17 protein-coding genes, 1 pseudogene and 1 riboswitch are annotated in these 14,761 nt (G+C 64.5%); of the genes and pseudogenes, 11 read left to right on the forward strand and 7 right to left on the reverse strand.

The window, feature by feature from the left end; genetic code table 11:
- Positions 1 to 2: 2 nt before the first annotated feature.
- Positions 3 to 83, reverse strand: a pseudogene (locus tag AC50X7_RS00525) (short-chain dehydrogenase); the annotation flags it as partial.
- A gap of 166 nt (positions 84 to 249) precedes the next feature.
- Complete coding sequence (locus AC50X7_RS00530; RefSeq protein WP_494977284.1) at positions 250 to 729, reverse strand: DUF2087 domain-containing protein; 480 nt, start codon at positions 727 to 729, stop codon at positions 250 to 252.
- A 242-nt stretch (positions 730 to 971) separates the two neighbouring features.
- Between AC50X7_RS00530 and AC50X7_RS00535 the strand changes: the two genes are divergently transcribed.
- The gene (locus tag AC50X7_RS00535; RefSeq protein ID WP_494977285.1) at positions 972 to 1,244 is read left to right on the forward strand and encodes a hypothetical protein; all 273 of its coding nucleotides are present in this window, start codon (positions 972 to 974) and stop codon (positions 1,242 to 1,244) included.
- On the opposite strand, the gene AC50X7_RS00540 is transcribed toward AC50X7_RS00535, so the two are convergent.
- Complete coding sequence (locus AC50X7_RS00540) at positions 1,245 to 2,141, reverse strand: HNH endonuclease (protein WP_494977286.1); 897 nt, start codon at positions 2,139 to 2,141, stop codon at positions 1,245 to 1,247.
- A 239-nt stretch (positions 2,142 to 2,380) separates the two neighbouring features.
- Positions 2,381 to 3,229, reverse strand: a complete 849-nt coding sequence (locus AC50X7_RS00545; RefSeq protein WP_494977287.1) for a universal stress protein — start codon at positions 3,227 to 3,229, stop codon at positions 2,381 to 2,383.
- 143 nt (positions 3,230 to 3,372) lie between these two features.
- Between AC50X7_RS00545 and AC50X7_RS00550 the strand changes: the two genes are divergently transcribed.
- From AC50X7_RS00550 to AC50X7_RS00575, 6 genes are all read left to right on the forward strand, one after another.
- On the forward strand, positions 3,373 to 3,555 hold the full coding sequence (locus AC50X7_RS00550; RefSeq protein WP_494977288.1) for a hypothetical protein: 183 nt from the start codon (positions 3,373 to 3,375) through the stop codon (positions 3,553 to 3,555).
- Between the two features lie 935 nt (positions 3,556 to 4,490).
- Positions 4,491 to 4,919, forward strand: a complete 429-nt coding sequence (locus AC50X7_RS00555; RefSeq protein ID WP_494977289.1) for a hypothetical protein — start codon at positions 4,491 to 4,493, stop codon at positions 4,917 to 4,919.
- Positions 4,920 to 5,039: 120 nt separating this feature from the next.
- Positions 5,040 to 5,228: a hypothetical protein gene (locus AC50X7_RS00560; RefSeq protein ID WP_494977290.1), complete on the forward strand. Its 189-nt coding sequence runs from the start codon at positions 5,040 to 5,042 to the stop codon at positions 5,226 to 5,228.
- A 68-nt stretch (positions 5,229 to 5,296) separates the two neighbouring features.
- The gene (locus AC50X7_RS00565; protein ID WP_494977291.1) at positions 5,297 to 6,226 is read left to right on the forward strand and encodes a ribonuclease Z; all 930 of its coding nucleotides are present in this window, start codon (positions 5,297 to 5,299) and stop codon (positions 6,224 to 6,226) included.
- Between the two features lie 88 nt (positions 6,227 to 6,314).
- The gene (locus tag AC50X7_RS00570) at positions 6,315 to 7,757 is read left to right on the forward strand and encodes an APC family permease (RefSeq protein WP_494977292.1); all 1,443 of its coding nucleotides are present in this window, start codon (positions 6,315 to 6,317) and stop codon (positions 7,755 to 7,757) included.
- Positions 7,754 to 9,229 carry a protein adenylyltransferase SelO gene (locus AC50X7_RS00575; RefSeq protein WP_494977293.1) on the forward strand — a complete coding sequence of 492 codons (1,476 nt, stop codon included), beginning with the start codon at positions 7,754 to 7,756 and terminating at the stop codon, positions 9,227 to 9,229. Before AC50X7_RS00570 ends, AC50X7_RS00575 begins: the two co-directional genes overlap by 4 nt.
- A gap of 100 nt (positions 9,230 to 9,329) precedes the next feature.
- Here AC50X7_RS00575 and AC50X7_RS00580 read toward each other — a convergent pair whose 3' ends face one another.
- On the reverse strand, positions 9,330 to 10,196 hold the full coding sequence (locus AC50X7_RS00580) for a LysM peptidoglycan-binding domain-containing protein (protein ID WP_494977294.1): 867 nt from the start codon (positions 10,194 to 10,196) through the stop codon (positions 9,330 to 9,332).
- A gap of 3 nt (positions 10,197 to 10,199) precedes the next feature.
- A riboswitch (cyclic di-AMP (ydaO/yuaA leader) is annotated at positions 10,200 to 10,372 on the reverse strand.
- Between the two features lie 297 nt (positions 10,373 to 10,669).
- Here AC50X7_RS00580 and AC50X7_RS00585 point away from each other — a divergent pair.
- The 4 genes from AC50X7_RS00585 (at position 10,670) to AC50X7_RS00600 (ending at position 13,126) form a co-directional block, all read left to right on the forward strand.
- Positions 10,670 to 11,653: a dienelactone hydrolase family protein gene (locus AC50X7_RS00585; RefSeq protein WP_494977295.1), complete on the forward strand. Its 984-nt coding sequence runs from the start codon at positions 10,670 to 10,672 to the stop codon at positions 11,651 to 11,653.
- 123 nt (positions 11,654 to 11,776) lie between these two features.
- Positions 11,777 to 12,133 (forward strand): TraR/DksA family transcriptional regulator, encoded by a 357-nt coding sequence (locus AC50X7_RS00590; protein ID WP_494977296.1) that lies wholly within the window; start codon positions 11,777 to 11,779, stop codon positions 12,131 to 12,133.
- On the forward strand, positions 12,130 to 12,699 hold the full coding sequence (locus AC50X7_RS00595; RefSeq protein WP_494977297.1) for a DNA alkylation repair protein: 570 nt from the start codon (positions 12,130 to 12,132) through the stop codon (positions 12,697 to 12,699). Before AC50X7_RS00590 ends, AC50X7_RS00595 begins: the two co-directional genes overlap by 4 nt.
- Positions 12,683 to 13,126, forward strand: coding sequence for a DUF1810 domain-containing protein (locus AC50X7_RS00600; RefSeq protein WP_494977298.1), 444 nt, complete (start codon positions 12,683 to 12,685; stop codon positions 13,124 to 13,126). The genes AC50X7_RS00595 and AC50X7_RS00600 overlap by 17 nt, the downstream gene beginning before the upstream one ends.
- Before the next feature lie 81 nt (positions 13,127 to 13,207).
- Here AC50X7_RS00600 and AC50X7_RS00605 read toward each other — a convergent pair whose 3' ends face one another.
- Positions 13,208 to 14,101 carry a glucose 1-dehydrogenase gene (locus AC50X7_RS00605; RefSeq protein ID WP_494977299.1) on the reverse strand — a complete coding sequence of 298 codons (894 nt, stop codon included), beginning with the start codon at positions 14,099 to 14,101 and terminating at the stop codon, positions 13,208 to 13,210.
- 119 nt (positions 14,102 to 14,220) lie between these two features.
- Positions 14,221 to 14,727, reverse strand: a complete 507-nt coding sequence (locus AC50X7_RS00610; protein ID WP_494977300.1) for a metallophosphoesterase family protein — start codon at positions 14,725 to 14,727, stop codon at positions 14,221 to 14,223.
- Positions 14,728 to 14,761 lie beyond the last annotated feature (34 nt).

Here is a 14,761-nt window from a genome sequence, read left to right on the forward strand (position 1 = left end):
ATTATTCCAACGACACCGTGCTTGGCCGCAGTGTAGGCGCCGTTGCCCAGGGCGGCGACCGTGCCGTGGATGGAAGCCATGTTCCGTCGTCGGATATTTCCCCTACGACACGCTGCGCTGCCTCGAGGTTGATGTCACTCACGACGACGATTGCGCCTTTGGCAGCCAACTCCTTGCTGACGCCGCAAACGGGGCGGGGGCAGCCTACAGCGGCATCGGGGGCCCCTGCGGCAAAACACTGACTGGACGCTAAATGCCTTCTTGCAGGGAGTATGAGGACCCGGAGGCAGTCCGTTCCAGCAGTCCGAAGTCCACCAAATAGCGGCGCAGCAGCACGACGTCGTCGGTATAGCTAAGCAGCCGTTCATTGACCTGCTTCTCCGTGAGACTTTCGCCGGGCTCGAACGCTTCGCTGATAATCCAGGCCAGGAGCTCCCGCCGTTGGGCCATGTTGGCCGGATACCTCTCGATCCTGCCCAGCCGCATGAAGCGGGCCGGCCCGGTCTGCGCCTGCCGCCGGGGCTGCTGAGCCAGAAGGTCCCGGAAGATCGACTCAGGCGCAACCAGTTCGTCGTCGGCATTACGCTCAACAAGCCCGGACCCAAGCAGGGCGGCGAGCGCGCGGTTTCGCCGCTGATCCTGCATACCGGCTAGCACGTCGGGAAGCTTTGCCCCCAGCACAATTTGTGCGTAGGCCGATCGGGCATCGCTGTTGGCGAGAGTGGCCATCACTCGCCGCCAATGCGGTCCGCCGTACCTGGTCACTCCGGTCACCGTTGTCCTCACTCTGCGCCGTCGCCCAACTGTGCTAATCGATGTGCTGAAAAGCGTAGTCCTGATGCGGGTGACTGCGTAACCGGGGGGACTGCCCTCCACCCCTCCGGCAGGGTCTGGATCAAGATGGGCAAGGGGTCTACATTGGTTCTTGGCTTATGCAGAAGGCCCATTTACCACAGATCCAGGAGGGGACCATGAGCCCCACACCAAAACAACCCCTAACCGACGACAGCATCCAAGTCCGCCAAGTTAACCATTACCAGTTCAGCTGGGTGGCCGGGGACGCCGGAAAGCCTGGCACCTGGACCCTTCAGTTGGTCCTTGACCAAGGGGCCTGGGAAGAAGTGCTCACGCTCGATGCGGAGGATGCCGAGGTTCTTCAGGGCCTCTTGAAACGTTCGGCAACGGTCTACTACGACGTTCGTCGGCGGACCCTGATGTTCGGGACCACACCGGCAGGGCAGTAATTAGCGCTGCCAGTCTTTCAGGCTTGCGCGCCCTTCGAGGATCCGCCGCGCATCCTCCTGGGCTTCGAGGGCCACGTCGCTCACCACCTCGCCCCTCATATGGCCGGCGGCGGAAATGATGGTTCGGAGTTCTGAGACTGTGCGCGGCGCGCCAGCGCCCACACCGCGATGGACCATCACATGGCAGTTGGGGCACAGCGGTACGAGGTCAGCAACAGGGTCCAGTTGGTACCCGCTCCCAAGCATTGCCGGCGGCACAACGTGGTGCACCTCGATGAACCCTGTGCCGATGTCGCCGTAGGCGGCCTCGAAGGAGAAGCCGCAGGCAGCGCAGGTGGTTCCGTGGAATGCCAGGCACACCCCGCGGGCGTCCGGATTTTGCTCGTAGCGGCTCACGTCAATGGTGCTCACAGCGTCCGGCGGGTAAGTTCCTGGTACCAGTTGTACAGGCTCCATCGCCGCCGGCCCGTGGTCCCGCCACAACCGGCGGAGGTCAGGGTCCGCTGCACGCGGAACGGCCAGGGTTGAGCGGGAGATGGCGTGGCGCCACACAACTGCAGGGACCGCCGCGCTGAGGACGTCAGGACGTATCTGCTCGCCAAGGGGGAGGAGTGCGTCAAAAGCGACGCTGACGTACCAGTCAGTGGCGTCAGGATCTTCGGGGTGTACGGCCTCAAACGCCTCGGACATCACCATTCCATGGCCGATCAGGCCGGTGCCGGCGTCGCTGCTGCCCTGCAGCAGGAGCCAGGCCTCGGTTCCCATCCGGAGGTTCCGGTTGTCGCCGACGCTCCAGCGGGCCAGGAACCTGCCGGTCCCGGCCACGTGCTCGACGACGGCGCGGTAGTCCCAGCGGTTCCGCCGGTTGGGGTTCCACCCAAGAATTACTGCCGCCACCACTCACCTGTTCCAGCACGCGTCGAGTAGCGGCCCCATAGCCTTGACCAGCGCGACCTAGATGGGTTCCTTGGCGAGCGCCTTGATCCTGTCCTCATCCGTCGTTCAATTCTCGCCTATGTTGGCACCCGAGTCCACGAACACGAACTCCTGGTTCAGGGCAGTCTTGTCAGCCGCGGTGAGTGGCTTGAGCGTGCGCCAGTTCCCACGCCCGCAACATCAGATCCGCAGCCCAGGGTTCAGTGCGGCCGCCGCGAGACGAGCACCGGACCATGGGAGTGGTGAAGAACGGCGTGGGCGATTGAACCGATAGTTTCCCTGACAAGGCCCTGGCCCTTGGTGCCAACAACTAATATCCCGGCACCCTGGGCTGCATTGAGGATGGCATGGGGGATAGAAGCGTCCGTAAGCAGTAGTTGCTCGATGTCGACGGCGGGGGCAAGGTTGCGTGCAGCCTCGACGGCGGCGCGCAGGACCTCCTCGGCGGCGGCTTCCGCCTCCTTATCGGCGCGGAAACGCTGGTACCCGGCGGGCGTGGGCCGTACATGGACGACGGTGAGGCTCGCCTCGGATGCCGACGCCAAAGTGCAGGCATCCTCCAGCGCGGCCGGTGAACCTGCTTCATCGACAGCCACCACAACCGGCCCGCCAGGGTGAAGGTCAGAACGGATGACGGCAACGGGGCAGGACGCGGTTGCCGCCAGTTCCAGGCTGACGGAACCCACGAGCAGGCCCAGAAAGCCGCCCAGCCCGCGGCTGCCTACAACAACCATTTCCTGGCGGGCCGAGATCCCTGCGAGTTGCTGGGCTGGAAGGCCGTGCAGCAAGGTGCACTCAACCTCCAGCCCCGGCGCGGCAGCGGTGGCGTGGACAAGGCCATCTTCGAGGACGGACTCGGCTGACCGTTCCAGTCCGCTGTTTGAAACGCCGGGAACGGGACCGAGGTGTCTGGTCAGCAGTGGCCACATGGAACAATGCACCACATGCAGCACCAGACCTCGAAGGCGTGCCTGCTGTGCTGCCCAGCGGACAGCTTCTGCAGCTTCACTTGAACCGTCATAGCCTGCAACGATGGCCTTTGCCTGCATGGTTCTTCGCGCTCCTGATCATGGGGGCATCCGGTTTGCTGGGCTTGCCATCAGTATCTACCTGTGCGCTTTTCGGCGGCAGTAGGATGCCTTGACTTCGTCTTCAGACTTGTCCCAAGACATCCCTTCGTGCTCCGGCGGAGGTGAATGAAAGGGCCGAAGACCTCCTGCGCGACTTTGTGGCCCGCGCCGATGAACTGCTGCACACCCAGGAACAGATAAATGGACTGCTGGGCGCTGTGGTTGCGCTCGCCGAGGATCTCAGTGCTGTTCCGGCTGGCCCCGGAGTTCTTCGCTGCCAGTCGTCGCTGGGAGTGCAGGCCTGAAGCCGGGGCAGGAGTTCCGGGTTTCCGCGGCGGTCACTGCGGTTCTGGAACCGCCGAGTCCCTTGTTGCCCCGGATCCCAGGCAAGTGTTCGAAGACGGGGTGGCGGAAAAGCTGGGTTCTGTGCTCGTGTGGGCTATGGGTCGCAGCAGTAACAACAACGGCCTCTTGCTTCTCGCCCGGCCGCAGGGTTCGCCTGCCTACAGTCAGTCAGAGGTGGATGCCAGCTCGCTCTTTGGAAGCAGGGCGGGATTGGCCCTTGATCTTGCGCGCGTCCACGAATTGCATGAACTGAGCCTCCTTTTCTCGGACCGGGAACGGATTGCCCGTGATCTGCATGATCTGGTCATCCAGCGGTTGTTGGCACGCTGCTTCTTCCTCGCCTGCGGGCAGGAGAGTACCCTTAAATCACCGTTTAGAAGTATGCGGCCGCCATCGCAGGCTGGGTGTGGATTACCCCAGCGTTCACGGAGGATTGCATCGTGGTCGCTCGAAGCCCTTCTGGCACTCCCGCCGTCAAAGGTGCTCTCTTCCGCGCAGTGACTCTGCCAAGTCCCGCCGCGGCCATGAGTCTGCCGGCAATCCCGCCGGCAGATCCGCCCGACATTTGAAAGGAGTTTCAGTGGATCCTGGAACGGCATTGGCGCTGATCGTGGGATACATAGCAGCCGCAATTGGTGTTTTCCTTTTATACTCGCCGGTCCTGTTTCTTGTGGTGGGCCTACTGTTGGCCACCGGCCTGTTGCAGTTAATTGCCTGGCCATTCCTTGTCCTGATACGCAAACTGCGCCGGAAGGCCGAACCGCCGCAGGACGGATCGTGGCTCCTGCATTGACGGGAACGACCCAAGGCGCGGCCCCAAAGCGGATTCACACAGGGCACCGTTCGTCAGTATGCTTACTATTACCCGTAAGCCGCTGACGAGAAAGGCATCACCATGACGGAACAGAACCTGCCTGACGACGATCTTGAAATTGTCGAGGAGAATGACGTGCTCCTGGACGAAACCCCCGGCGCGGCTTCATCCCTTGAGCTGGATCCTGTCACCAGCGGTGAGCCAGACAGCTACCCTGGTGCTGCGGAGAACAATCCGGACCGCTGGCAGGAGGATCCGTTGCTTCAGGGAGAGGTTTCCGGCGAGGAGGAGGATTTCCTTAGCGACCAGACACTGCGTGATGACATGAAAGCGGACCGTGACGGTGCCGGTGACGAATTGCCCGCGAGCACCCCGACTCTCGGCGAAGCGGTTGCCGACGTCGACTTCGGCGAAGACCCCACAGGCCGGGAAGCCGATGCCAGCGACGACCAGGAGAACTTCGGCGGCTCGCCGCTCAGCGAGTTCGACCCCGACGACCTGGAGCGCTGAAGCCCGTAACCGGGCATCAAAAGATGATTGCCCCGCCCTAGCCGGAAATCGAAACTGCGCTAAAATAATAAGCAGGCTGATGAATATCGGTTGGCAGGATCAAGACTTAGGGAGTTTCACATGAACTTGGGAAGCATGATCAGGAATGCCGCTGGACGATTCGCAGGCAGGTCCGGCACTGGCGGAACAGCCCGCGGCACCGGACTTAACGCCACAGGGCGGACCGCCAACACCACAGGTGCCGTAGGCGGCCGGCCCGGTACGAGCGGCATGGCCAGCAAAATTATGGGCATGCTCAAGCGGCGCTAAGCCATCACAACAAACCAAAAAGCAGGTCCCGGATAATTCCGGAACCTGCTTTTTGGTCCCCCAAAACTATGCGTGAACTCGTCATCCTCGGCACCGCCTCGCAGGTTCCCACCCGGACCCGCAACCACAACGGCTACCTGCTTCGCTGGGACGGCCAGGGGCTCCTCTTTGACCCCGGCGAGGGAACGCAGCGCCAGATGATCCACGCAGGCGTTTCTGCAACACAGATCACGCATATTTGCCTCACCCACGTGCACGGGGACCACTGCTTCGGCCTGCCCGGCGTGCTGTCGCGCATGGCGCTGGACGGTGTGGCCCACCCCGTCCACCTGCACTACCCGGCGTCCGGCGCCGAGGTGGTCCGCGCCCTGGTGTCCATCAGCTCGCCCGGAATAGACCTGCGGCTTCATCCGCACGGCGGGAGCGGGAATGTGGCAGAAGGCCTGGAGGTCCGGCCGCTGAAGCACCGCATCGAGACTTACGGCTACCGGCTGGTCGAACCGGATGGCCGCACCCTGCTGCCCGACCGCCTTGCCTCAGCGGGGATCACGGGGGCCGACGTCGGACGCCTCCAGCGCGAGGCCACCCTGGCCGGCGTCCACATCAACGACGTCAGCGTTCCCCGGCCGGGCCAGCGCTTCGCCTTCGTGATGGACACCGCTCCCTGTGCGGGCGCGGAGGACCTGGCGGACGGCGTCGACCTCCTTGTCGCGGAGTCCACCTTCAGCGACGACGACGCCGCGCTCGCCACCCAGTACCGCCACCTCACAGCCGGGCAGGCTGGAGCGTTGGCCGCCGGCGGTGATGTGGACACGCTCGTGCTGACGCATTTTTCGGCCAGGTACGACGACGTGACCCCGTTGGCTGCGCAGGCCGGCGCACGTGCAGCGGGGGCAAAGGTCATAGCGGCCCAGGACCTGCAGCGCATGGCCTTTCCGAAACGACGGCGGTGGCATCAAAACCCCGTGCTGACCAGCGGGGAGGGGCATGGGGGCTGAATATTGCCAAACCCAACCATGAGGTAGAGAGTGAATTATCCGGTAGGCAGCCCGGGCCAACCCGCCCAACGTGTTGTGGAGGTCGACAATGAGCAAAACTTCCGAAGAAGTCTTCGACGCTACTCCTAAAGGAACGGAAGCCGAACTTAAACGGGTCCTTGGCCCTAAGCTCCTCCTGCTCTTCATCGTGGGCGACATCCTTGGCGCCGGTGTTTACGCGGTCACGGGGACCATGGCCGGAACAGTCGGCGGCATCGTGTGGCTGCCGTTCCTGCTGGCCTTCGTGGTGGCTACGCTCACCGCCTTCTCCTACCTGGAACTGGTCACACAGTATCCCCAGGCCGCCGGCGCCGCCCTTTATACGCACAAGGCGTTCGGGATCCACTTCGTCACCTTCCTGGTGGCCTTCGCGGTGGTCTGCTCAGGCATCACCAGCGCCTCCACCTCCGCCAACGTCCTGGCCCAAAACCTCTTCGGGGGGTTCGAAATCAATGGATGGATGGGGCTTCCCGGGCAGGGCGTCATCACCGCAGTCGCCATGGCATTTATGGTGCTCCTGGCCGTCATCAACCTGCGCGGCGTGGGGGAGAGCGTCAAGTTCAACGTTGTCCTCACCCTGGTGGAAATGATTGCGCTGTGCATTGTGATCGGCGTCGGCTTCTTTGTGATGTCACAGGGCACGGGAAACCCCGGCGAAATCTTCGTTTTCAACGACTCCCAGGACAAGGGACTGTTCCTCGCGGTAACTGCCGCCACCTCCATCGCGTTCTTCGCCATGGTGGGCTTCGAGGACTCAGTGAACATGGTGGAGGAAACCAGGAACCCGGAGAAGATCTTCCCGCGCACCATGCTGACCGGCCTGGGAATTGCCGTGCTCCTGTACATGCTGGTGGCCGTCTCCGTGGTCAGCGTGCTGTCGCCCACGGAGCTCGAAAACATTCGGGAAGCCGAGGGCGCGGCTCTTCTGGAAGTGGTGCACAAAGGCTCACCCGATTTCCCGATTGACAGAATCTTCCCGTTCCTGGCCGTCTTCGCCGTAGCCAACACGGCGCTGATCAACATGCTGATGGCCAGCCGCCTCATTTACGGGATGGCGCGCCAACATGTCCTGCCGCGCGCCCTCGGGAAAGTGCTGCCCGTGCGCCGCACACCGTGGGCCGGCATCGTTTTCTCCACCGTCCTGGCACTGGGACTCATCCTGTACGTAACCAGCGATCCGGAAAGCAACATCGTGGCCAACCTTTCTGGAACCACTGCCTTCCTGCTGCTGTGTGTCTTCACGGTAGTGAACATCGCGTGTGTGGTGCTGCGGCGCAAGCGGGACCCTAACCGCAAGGTGTTCTTCACCTCACCGGGGCAGTTGCCGGTGGTGGCCGCCCTGCTGTGTGCCTTCCTTGCCGGCCCGTGGGTGGGCCGTAACGTTATTCAGTACCAAATTGCCGGCGGGCTGATGGCCATCGGCGTAGTGCTCTGGTTTGTCACGTGGCTGATCAACCGGAGAACGAACCACGAGGAGAGTCTCAAGAAATGACAGCTGCTGCTGAATCAACAGTCACCTTTGATGGGCGTTTTGCCAGGGAGCTGTCCGAGCTGGCTGTTCCCTGGCAGGCAGAGGAAGCGCCTGAGCCGAAACTGCTCGTTCTTAACGAAGGGCTGGCAGGGGAGCTGGGGCTCGATCCGGAATACCTTCGGTCACCGGAGGGTGTCCGGCTCCTGCTCGGGAACCACGTTCCGGAGGGATCGACGCCGGTGGCCCAGGCCTACGCGGGCCACCAGTTCGGCGGCTACTCGCCCCTGCTCGGGGACGGCCGCGCGCTCCTTCTCGGCGAGGTGACGGGCGTGGATGGACGGCTACGGGACATCCACCTGAAAGGTTCCGGCCGCACGCCCTTCGCGCGCGCCGGGGACGGGCGCGCCGTCGTCGGACCCATGCTGCGTGAGTACCTTGTGAGTGAGGCGATGCACGCCCTCGGCATCCCCTCAACGCGTTCCCTTGCGGTGGTGGCCACCGGCCGCCCGGTGCGCAGGGACACCATGCTGCCGGGAGCGGTACTGACAAGGGTGGCCAGCAGCCACCTGCGCGTGGGCAGCTTCCAGTACGCAAGGGCCACGGAAAAGATGGACCTCCTGCGCCGCCTGGCGGACCACGCGATCAGCCGGCACCACCCGGAAGCCGCCCGCGCCGGGAACCCCTACCTGGCGCTCTTCGAAAGCGTGGTGGCCGCACAGGCAAAACTGGTAGCGGACTGGATGCTGGTGGGATTCGTCCACGGTGTGATGAACACGGACAACATGACCATCTCCGGGGAAACCATCGATTACGGGCCTTGCGCCTTCATGGACGCGTTCAACCCTGCCGCGGTCTACAGCTCCATTGACGTGGGCGGACGCTACGCGTACGCCAACCAGCCGGTCATCGCGGAGTGGAACCTGGCCCGCCTGGCTGAGGCCATGCTGCCGCTCTTCAACGAGGACCAGGAACAGGCCGTGGCCCCTGCGGTAGAAGCACTCGGCAAGTTCCGCCGCCAATACAGCGAGGCCTGGTTTGCCGGGATGAAAACCAAACTCGGATTGGCAGAAGCCCCTGCCGGGAGCGCGGAGGCTGAAGAAGCCTCGGAACTGGTGGATGGGCTGGTGGCCCTGTTGAAGGACGGACCGGTCGACTACACGTCGTTCTTCCGGAACCTCTCCCAGGCGGCAAGGGGAAATGACCGCCCAGCCCGCGGGATGGTCCTTGACCTGGCTGCCTTCGACACATGGGCCGCGCGGTGGCGTGCCCTGCAACCGGACGCGGACCTGATGGACCGGGTCAATCCCGCCTACATTCCACGCAACCATCTGGTAGAGGAAGCGCTCGCCGCAGCAACGGACGGAGACCTTGATCCCTTCACCCGGCTCCTCGAAGTGGTCCGCGCCCCGTTCACTGAGCGACCAGGGCTGGAACGCTACACCGAGGGAGCGCCGGAGGACTTCGGCAGCTACCAGACCTTCTGCGGGACCTGAGCGCCCCCGGCAGCTGAGCACCGGCTCAGGAAGGCCGGAAACAAAACAGGGGCGGCAGCCGGGAAGAATCCCGCCTGCCGCCCCTCCTCGGGTGGTGTTACTACGCTACGCGGACGAAGGAAGCGCCGCTGAGCCAGCTGATGGAGTGGACCTCGGTCTTGAAGCCGTCTACGCCACCGCTGACAACCTGGCCGTTGCCGGCGAAGACGCCAACGTGACCGGCGGTGATCACCAGGTCACCGGGAGCCGGGGTGCCCACAGTGGTGCCGTACTGGTAGAACTGGCCCGGGGCCAGGTCGCCAACGCTCTTGCCCACGGAACGGAGAGCCTTCTCCACCATGGCGGTGCAGTCCTGCTGGACGCCCACCTGGCCGTAGGCGTTCGCGAGGATGGCTGCGCCGGTACCGGTGCCGGCGGCCGCGGGAGCTGCCGGGGCGGGTGCTGCCGGAGCAGGAGCGGTGGAGGCGTAGGACAGGTTCATTCCGGTGTTGGCCGGGGCGGCGGCAGTCACGGCCGGAGCCGGAGCCGGAGCCGCAGCTGCCGGAGCCGCCGGAGCGGCTGCAACGGAACCGGCGCCGGGGACCTTGATCTCGTCACCGGGGTAGATGATCGCGGAGATCGACAGCCCATTGGCGGACAGGACATCATTCAGGGCTACTCCGTGGGCGGCCGAGATGGCGCCCAGGGTATCGCCGGCAACAACGGTGTGCACGTTGCCTGCAGCTGCTGCGGGGGCAGCCACTGCAGCAGCCGGTGCTGCGTAAGCCTGGGTGTTAGTGGTCTCGGTGGTGTCCGGACCGGTTACGCCTGCGTGGGCCGGGGCGCCCACACCGAAGGCAATGCCGGATGCTGCTGCAACGGCGAGCGCCGGGCGGCCAAGGGACTTGGCTGAGACAGCCAGACCCTCAAGCGCGATTGAGCGGGCCGGAGTCGCGCGGTGACGGGCGGTAGTGGAATTTTTTGACACGGTTGATCGCCTCTCCCATGCCTGCGGGGTGAGCTGTCGGGTTCGGGTTGGAGATACCCGGCCGGGAGCAATTCCGTAATGAACGGTGTCGCTCTCGACTTAACCCCAAGGCCTCGCGTGAGGCCGGTGGAAACGTGGTTCCCCCGTCCCTGCCAGCTGGAAAGCGTTGGTTCCCGGGTCAGTGGCAGGGCTCGGCATACTGAGGGGAATGTCCCGTTTGGGAGGGACACCTGAAGACCCTAACCCGACTTCGGGTGCATTGTCACGTTTGGGTAACATGCGAGGTGCTTCTATCACATTCCGCAAATGACTGGAATTGGGTTTACCACGCGGCTGACCTCGCGAGATACTATCCTGTTACGGAAGCCGTGTTGCTTTGGTCACAAACTCGTAAATGGACTGGATAACGGGGCCGGAAGCTTGCCCCGGAAGCGCCGCGCGGAGGAGGATATGGCCACCCCCTAGGAGGCGCCGTGATTCAGCTTGGAAAGTACGAAAAGTACTTGATTGAGGAATTTTTTGACGACTACCGCGCCGGTACTCTGAGCCAGCGGACTTTCACCCGGCGGGTTGCCTTCATTACGGGCAGCATGGCGGCAGCCGCGGCGGCGATGCTGCTGGTAGGTTGCACTCCCAGCGAGGTACCGCGGAGCACCGACCCCATGCCCACACCGGAACTTTCCACATCGTCGGCCACCGGAACGGCCGGCGCAGGAGCCGCAGGTGCCGTCCCTGGGGCCAAGAGCCCGCTTTCCCTCCCGGAGGGCGCATCAGGGATGACGACGGCGACCATCCATTTTCCGTCCGGGGGAACCTCTATCAGCGCCTACCAGGCCAAGCCGGAGCGGGCAGGGCGCAGCCCTGCAGTGCTAATCTGCCATGAGAACCGAGGGCTGACAGCCCATATAGAAGACGTGGCGCGGCGCTTTGCGGGAGAGGGCTACGTTGCCCTGGCTCTTGATTTGCTGAGCCGGGAAGGCGGGACTGCGAACCTGGACCGTGACGCTGTTCCCGGTGCCCTCACCCAGGCAGGCGCCCAGCGTCACATTGCCGACTTCAAGGCAGCGGTGGAGTATCTCCGGGGCCAGGACTTTGTGGACGGCCAGCGCATCGCCATGACCGGCTACTGCTTCGGCGGCGGAATCACCTGGCAGGCAGCCACGGAGCTGGACGGGCTGAAGGCCACGGCCGCGTTTTATGGCCCCGCCCCCGACCTGGGCAAGGTGCCGGGCATAAAAGCGGCAGTTTTTGGAGTCTACGCTGAACGTGATGAACGCATCACCGCCGCCGTGCCTGCGCTCAAGGATGCGCTTGCGGCAACCAACGTTGTCCACCAGATCACCGTCTACCCCGGCGTGGAGCACGCCTTCCACAACGACACCGGCGACCGCTACAACGAAGCCCAGGCCACGGCCGCGTGGAACGACACCCTCGCCTGGTTTGGCCAGCACCTTTAGGCCCCGGCGTTCCTGCCAAACCCTGAGTCGGCGCGGAACTCGATCGCATAACCGATGAAGGCACGCCAGCCTTCAATGCGCGGCTGAAGCGGGTACCCGAACCACTCGCGCTAGGCTTTTGCCATGTCCGACTTTGAACGGTTCCGGATCCTGCTCGAGGAGGAGCGGGAGCGGAAGATTGCCCTCCTTCCGGCGCTCCGCGCGGACATCGCCTCCGCAAACTCGGCGCGCCAGGACTCGAACGTGGATGACGAACACGATCCGGAAGGCCCCACCATCGCCTTCGAGCTGTCCCAGGCCTCCGCCCTGCTGAAGCAGAGCAGTGCCGGGCTGGATCAGGTGGACGCAGCCTTGGCCAGAATCGCTGAGGGAACCTACGGGACCTGCGCCGTCTGCGGGGACGCCATCGCCGAAGGCAGGCTGGAGGCACGGCCGTGGACCCCGTTCTGCATCCGACACGCCTCGGCAGGCCGCCCATGAGCAGCGGCATGGATTGTGTGGCGGCTGCCGCTGTATTCGTTGACCGCACGCTGCAGAACGAGGGCGCCTGGTACCGGGCGGACGACGTCGAGGACCGGCTGGGCGGTCTACTGGCCTCCTACGGTTCCTCCGTCGGCGCTGTCCGGGGAATCATCCGCGACGCGCTGCGGAAGTACAAGGACCTCGACCACGATGGCGTGGTGCAGCTGGCATCAGCCCTGTGGGGGCTGCCCCGGCCCGGCGCCAGGGCAGTGTACGAACGCAGGCTCGCCGCCGTTGTCCTGCTGCAGTCCAAAGTGTCACTCCTGCGCCATTCGGACTTGACCCGCATCGAGGGTTTCCTGCGGACTGCCGGCACCCCGGAACTGACAGACCCCCTGCTGGCCGACGTCGTGGCGCCGTTCCTGGCACGGCTAAGCGGGCGCGACCGGCAACGCGCAGATGTTGTCCTTGCCCGTTGGCGGACCGACCCGGATGCCCGGCTGCTCAGCGCCGCTGGCTTCCTCGAGCCGCAATCCAGCCCCGAAGCCCCACCACAAGGAGACACCCATGAACGAACCCTATGACCTGGAACGATTTGTGGCCGCGCAGGACAGCGGCGGAGCGTATGACCAGGCGCTGGCAGAACTGCAGATGGGCAGTAAGTCCGGCCATTGGATGTGGTTTATTTTTCCCCAGATCGCCGGCCTGGGCCACAGCGACATGTCACGCCGGTATGCCATCAAATCCCTGGCTGAAGCCCGGGACTACCTGGACCATGCGGTGCTGGGTCCGCGGTTGTTCGACTGCGCCCTGGCCATCACCAACCATACCGGGCGCTCCGCGGAGGACATCCTCGGCGGCATCGATGCGCGGAAGCTGCACTCGTCCATGACGCTGTTCCTGCGCGCGGCCCCCGGGGAAACTGTTTTCAAAACCGTCCTTGCCCAGTTCTTCGATGGGCAGCCCGACGCCGCCACCGATGACCTGCTGGCGGACCAGGACGCCAGGTAAGGGCTGAGGATTAACGGCCGACGACGGTGCCTTGCGCATCCCGCATGAGGCACCGCCGTCGGCCTGTCAGTAAGACCTTGGCTACGGCGTGGGGTTGCCGCCATTGACGTTCAGCGTTTCCCCGACGACGTAGCTTGACTCCGGTGATGCCAGGAAGACATACGCCGGGGCGAGCTCCGCCGGCTGGCCCGCACGGCCCAGGGGAGTGGACTGGCCGAACTCCGGCAGTTCGTCCTTGGGCTGGCCGCTGCTGACCTGCAGCGGCGTCCAGATGGGTCCCGGTGCCACGGCGTTGACACGGATGCCCTTGGGTGCGAGCTGCTGGGCCAGTCCCTTGGTGAAGTTGTTGATGCTGGCCTTGGTGGTGGCGTAGTCCACCAGCGTGGGGGACGGGTTGTACGCCTGGATGGAGGTGGTGTTGATGATGGTGGACCCCGCCGGCATGTGCGGGAGGGCAGCCTTCGTCAGCCAGAACATCGCGTAGACGTTTGTTTTCAGAGTGTGGTCGAATTGCTCGTCGGTGATGTCGGCCAGCTCCTCCTGGGCCACCTGCTTGCCTGCATTGTTGACCAGGATGTCCACTCCACCGAGAACAGCCACGGCGGTGTCAACCACCTCGCGGCACACAATCGGGTCCTTCAGGTCGCCGGGAACCTTGACGGCCTTGCGGCCGGCGGCCTCGATGAGTCCCGCGATGCGGGCCGCGTCCTCCTCCTCCTCGGGCAGGTAGGACAGGACGACGTCGGCCCCCTCACGGGCGAAGGCGATGGCCGTGGCCGCGCCGATCCCGGAGTCCGCGCCCGTCACGATGGCCTTCCTGCCCTCCAGCCGGCCGGTTCCGCGGTAGGTGTCCTCGCCGAGATCCGCCTTGGGCTCCAGCTCCGCGTCCAGGCCGGGCTCGGGCTGGTCCTGCTTGGGCGGCGAGATTTTCCCGTAGGCGGTGACCGGATTGCGGAAGGTGTACTGGTCTGTCATGGTGGTCCTCCTGGTGCGTAGGGGTGGAACACGAAAAAACTAAGCATGCTTAGCGTTCCAGCCTAGGCAATTCGCCCGGTCCCTGCCAACCCGGGTTTGTGTTGCGGGTCCAGTCCGGTTTAGTCCCGCTGGACCGTGACGACCCTGACGTCCCTGACCGCGCCGGAATCCACCACCGCCGTCATGTAGGTGCAGGCAGGCTGACGGCGCCGGTCTGTGGGTGAGCCGGGATTCAGCAGCCGCAGACCTCCCGGAGCGGTGGTGTCCCAAGGTATGTGGCTGTGCCCGAAGACCAGTACGTCCGCGCCCGGATAAAGCGCCTCGGCCCGGGCTTCCCTGCCCTTCGCCTGGCCGGTTTCGTGCACCACGGCGAAGCGGACGTCCTCAAGCGTCACGGTTGCCGTTGCAGGCAGCCGGGCGCGCAGGTCGGGGCCGTCGTTGTTGCCGTAGACACCTATCAGGCGGCGGCTGCGGCGCTCAAGCTGGTCCAGCAGGTCCGCCGTCACCCAGTCGCCGGCATGGAACACCACATCGGCGCTTTCGACGGCGGCCCACACCTGCGCGGGGAGTTCCTTGGCGCGCTTGGGCACATGGGTATCGGCGAGCAGGAGAAGATTCAGCGGCATGGGGAAATCTTGCCATGCGGGCCCGGTGCCGGTT

This window comes from Pseudarthrobacter sp. Hb11, assembly GCF_059383655.1.

Bases quoted from the DNA above. Each gene is read 5' to 3' on its own strand.
- AC50X7_RS00530 (WP_494977284.1), bottom strand. From the start codon at position 729: ATGGCCACTCTCGCCAACAGCGATGCCCGATCGGCCTACGCACAAATT.
- AC50X7_RS00535 (WP_494977285.1), top strand. From the start codon at position 972: ATGAGCCCCACACCAAAACAACCCCTAACCGACGACAGCATCCAAGTC.
- AC50X7_RS00545 (WP_494977287.1), bottom strand. From the start codon at position 3,229: ATGCAGGCAAAGGCCATCGTTGCAGGCTATGACGGTTCAAGTGAAGCT.
- AC50X7_RS00555 (WP_494977289.1), top strand. From the start codon at position 4,491: ATGACGGAACAGAACCTGCCTGACGACGATCTTGAAATTGTCGAGGAG.
- AC50X7_RS00560 (WP_494977290.1), top strand. From the start codon at position 5,040: ATGAACTTGGGAAGCATGATCAGGAATGCCGCTGGACGATTCGCAGGC.
- AC50X7_RS00565 (WP_494977291.1), top strand. From the start codon at position 5,297: ATGCGTGAACTCGTCATCCTCGGCACCGCCTCGCAGGTTCCCACCCGG.
- AC50X7_RS00570 (WP_494977292.1), top strand. From the start codon at position 6,315: ATGAGCAAAACTTCCGAAGAAGTCTTCGACGCTACTCCTAAAGGAACG.
- AC50X7_RS00575 (WP_494977293.1), top strand. From the start codon at position 7,754: ATGACAGCTGCTGCTGAATCAACAGTCACCTTTGATGGGCGTTTTGCC.
- AC50X7_RS00590 (WP_494977296.1), top strand. From the start codon at position 11,777: ATGTCCGACTTTGAACGGTTCCGGATCCTGCTCGAGGAGGAGCGGGAG.
- AC50X7_RS00595 (WP_494977297.1), top strand. From the start codon at position 12,130: ATGAGCAGCGGCATGGATTGTGTGGCGGCTGCCGCTGTATTCGTTGAC.
- AC50X7_RS00600 (WP_494977298.1), top strand. From the start codon at position 12,683: ATGAACGAACCCTATGACCTGGAACGATTTGTGGCCGCGCAGGACAGC.
- AC50X7_RS00605 (WP_494977299.1), bottom strand. From the start codon at position 14,101: ATGACAGACCAGTACACCTTCCGCAATCCGGTCACCGCCTACGGGAAA.
- AC50X7_RS00610 (WP_494977300.1), bottom strand. From the start codon at position 14,727: ATGCCGCTGAATCTTCTCCTGCTCGCCGATACCCATGTGCCCAAGCGC.